Annotated in this window: 5 protein-coding genes; 4 read left to right on the top strand and 1 reads right to left on the bottom strand. The window is 46.2% G+C overall.

The window, feature by feature from the left end; all coding sequences use genetic code 11:
- Positions 1-85 precede the first annotated feature (85 nt).
- On the bottom strand, positions 86-244 hold the full coding sequence (locus tag RMO84_RS08985; RefSeq protein WP_310488139.1) for a hypothetical protein: 159 nt from the start codon (positions 242-244) through the stop codon (positions 86-88).
- Between the two features lie 26 nt (positions 245-270).
- Here RMO84_RS08985 and RMO84_RS08980 point away from each other — a divergent pair, with 26 nt between their 5' ends.
- The 4 genes from RMO84_RS08980 to RMO84_RS08965 form a co-directional block, all read left to right on the top strand.
- Positions 271-819: a hypothetical protein gene (locus RMO84_RS08980; RefSeq protein WP_310488138.1), complete on the top strand. Its 549-nt coding sequence runs from the start codon at positions 271-273 to the stop codon at positions 817-819.
- A gap of 50 nt (positions 820-869) precedes the next feature.
- Positions 870-1,508 (top strand): COP23 domain-containing protein, encoded by a 639-nt coding sequence (locus tag RMO84_RS08975; RefSeq protein WP_310488137.1) that lies wholly within the window; start codon positions 870-872, stop codon positions 1,506-1,508.
- A 47-nt stretch (positions 1,509-1,555) separates the two neighbouring features.
- Positions 1,556-2,029, top strand: a complete 474-nt coding sequence (gene bcp, locus RMO84_RS08970) for a thioredoxin-dependent thiol peroxidase (RefSeq protein ID WP_310488136.1) — start codon at positions 1,556-1,558, stop codon at positions 2,027-2,029.
- Positions 2,030-2,273: 244 nt separating this feature from the next.
- Positions 2,274-2,470, top strand: a 197-nt coding sequence (locus RMO84_RS08965; RefSeq protein ID WP_310488135.1) for a zeta toxin family protein, incomplete at its 3' end; no start/stop codon positions are given.

The following is a 2,470-nucleotide window of genomic DNA, read 5'->3' as shown; positions in this document are numbered from 1 at the left end:
TGGCATCTGAACTTGGCGGCGCAAGTCGGGATTTTTTTGGTTGACGGAGTGACCTTTCATCTGCTCCTCCTGATTCCTCTTTTCTCTACTTTAACGCCACTTTGAGGCTTAAGTTGACACCACTGCCCTCGTGGGTACCCTCTAGATCTGGACAGTCGATCGATAAGTAACGACGATCGCTAATTTGGCTCGATCGATCCCAACTGTGCGGAAATTTACAGTAGACGACTGTAGACAAGGACATGGAGGGATTAATAGCAAAATCGATCTATGCGTCACATCAAACTCAGTCTACTCATCTCGCTCTCGCTACTAACAGCTAGTTGGCCAGCTTGCGCGCATCAATTATCCGGATCGCAACAACAGCGATCGATCGCAACATCGCGCGTTTTAATTGCCGATGTCACATCCACGGATTTTATCAGTGGCGGCATCACGCTACTCAATAACTTACTCAATCCACCTCACAGATCGGCAGAAATCAATGCCGACACCGAAATTAGAAAAGCCAAAATTGCGGCAGAAGCAGAAATCGCTAAAGAAAGAATGCGGATCGAAGCTAATCGCAATACCGATCGAGTTACCCCCGTTCTCAACCAATGGGGTGTCGCTCGCACTAACTGTGCGCCCGGGTTAGTATTTATTAATGGCTTAACTACCGATACAGTCTGTATCAAACCTAGTCAAACGATCGTTGCTGGCTATTATGATTATGATAGTGCTAAACAGCAACTAGTTAAAACTATTAGCACCACCCAAATCGTCCAATCTAAACCCATTATGAGCACGATAAATGCTGCTAGAGATCGGGGTTTCTAATTAATTTCATATCTACCATACTTTTATTTATATATATCGATCGAGATCGTATGAAACTGACGACGCTAGCACAATCTTTATTAATTCCGACTATTTTGGCAACTGCGATCCTCTCCGGTCAAATCGGCCGATCGCAAATGCCCTCAGTGATTGATAATTCGATCTCTGATGAGATCGAAGGCGATCGATCCACTCTCGCTGCGGGATCGACACTGCGCGTCAGTTGTCAGGATCTCAAAACTGTCGTGCGCAAAGGCGATCGACAAGCCGTGATGTTAAGCTGGAATTATGATGGCTTTGGCAAAGATTTTGCGCCAGCAAAACGCTGTCAAGTCGTCTCAGAACGCCTCCAGCAAGCTGCTAATCGCAATGGTGGGACATTTAAAGATTTGGAACTAACTAGCGGTACGGTGAACTCGCTGACAGTCATCTGTGCGGTGCCGGCTAATGGTCGCAAATGCGATCGGCAAAATATGCTATTTACGCTCAAACCAGAAAACGCCAGCAATCCCGATGCAGTCGTGCAAAAAATCTTTAGTTTTGCCCAAGATGGGAGTACCTCGATCGAGGAAAGTGCTAGCAGCAAACCCAAGCCAGATCGGAATCTCGGCAACTGGGAGCAAAAAGTGTTTGGGAAATCTCCCCGCACGAATAAACTCAAGCAGAGCGATAATGATACTGGCTTTTAGTCACGAGTAAGCTAAAATAATCCAGTATTTAAGATCTGGAAATTGCGATGAATATCGGTCAAGCTGCCCCTACATTTACCGCACTCGATCGCGATGGCAAAAACATCAGTCTTGAGGATGTTCGGGGTCAATGGTTGGTACTCTACTTTTATCCCAAAGACAATACGCCAGGTTGCACGACTGAAGCGATCGAATTCACGGCACAACTCTCGCAATTTCAAGCCCTAAATACCCAAATCATCGGCATCAGCCCCGACTCGATCGCGTCTCACGGTAAATTTATCGACAAACAAAAGTTAGAGATTATTTTACTGAGCGACCCCGAACATCAAATTGCTGAAGCCTATGATGTCTGGCAATTAAAGAAGTTCATGGGTAAAGAATATCTGGGCATCATTCGATCGACTTTCTTAATCGATCCGAGTGGTAAAATCGGCCAAATCTGGTCGAATGTCAGAGTCAAAAATCATGTCGATGCAGTACTCCAAGAAGTCAGATCGCAGGTCGATCGATCGCTATAAATTTACAGGCGATTGTCTAGATTGGTAGATTTTAGTTTGTGGTTTATCAATGGAATACTAACAGCGTTTTGGTAGTAGCGATCGCCCACGACTGCGGAAACCTGCTTGCTGAAGATCGAAGTCATTGAGCTGGAGTTAAACATCTCCTCGATCGCAGGCTCTATGCCGCTAGCGATCGCGAAAGGAATCGCTGATTTTCAATACTCACTTGGCAGTACAATGGTGCGATACGGAGATTGACACCATGAGTAACCGTCCAATTATCTTAGGTATCGTCGGCGATAGCGCGGCAGGCAAAACCACTCTCACGAGAGGGATCGCGCAAATTCTCGGTACCGAGAATGTGACCGTCATCGGTACGGACGACTACCATCGCTACGATCGCCAACAACGGGCTGAATTAAATATTACCGCGCTTCATCCCGACTGCAATTACCTCGA

The organism is Chamaesiphon sp. VAR_69_metabat_338 (genome assembly GCF_031423935.1).
Lineage (GTDB): Bacteria > Cyanobacteriota > Cyanobacteriia > Cyanobacteriales > Chamaesiphonaceae > Chamaesiphon.
The sequence above is the reverse complement of the archived record's forward strand: the minus strand, read 5'-3'. Positions and strand labels throughout refer to the sequence as shown.

Coding starts and splice junctions, on each gene's coding strand:
- RMO84_RS08985 (WP_310488139.1), bottom strand. CDS start 244: ATGTCCTTGTCTACAGTCGTCTACTGTAAATTTCCGCACAGTTGGGAT.
- bcp (WP_310488136.1), top strand. CDS start 1,556: ATGAATATCGGTCAAGCTGCCCCTACATTTACCGCACTCGATCGCGAT.
- RMO84_RS08975 (WP_310488137.1), top strand. CDS start 870: ATGAAACTGACGACGCTAGCACAATCTTTATTAATTCCGACTATTTTG.
- RMO84_RS08980 (WP_310488138.1), top strand. CDS start 271: ATGCGTCACATCAAACTCAGTCTACTCATCTCGCTCTCGCTACTAACA.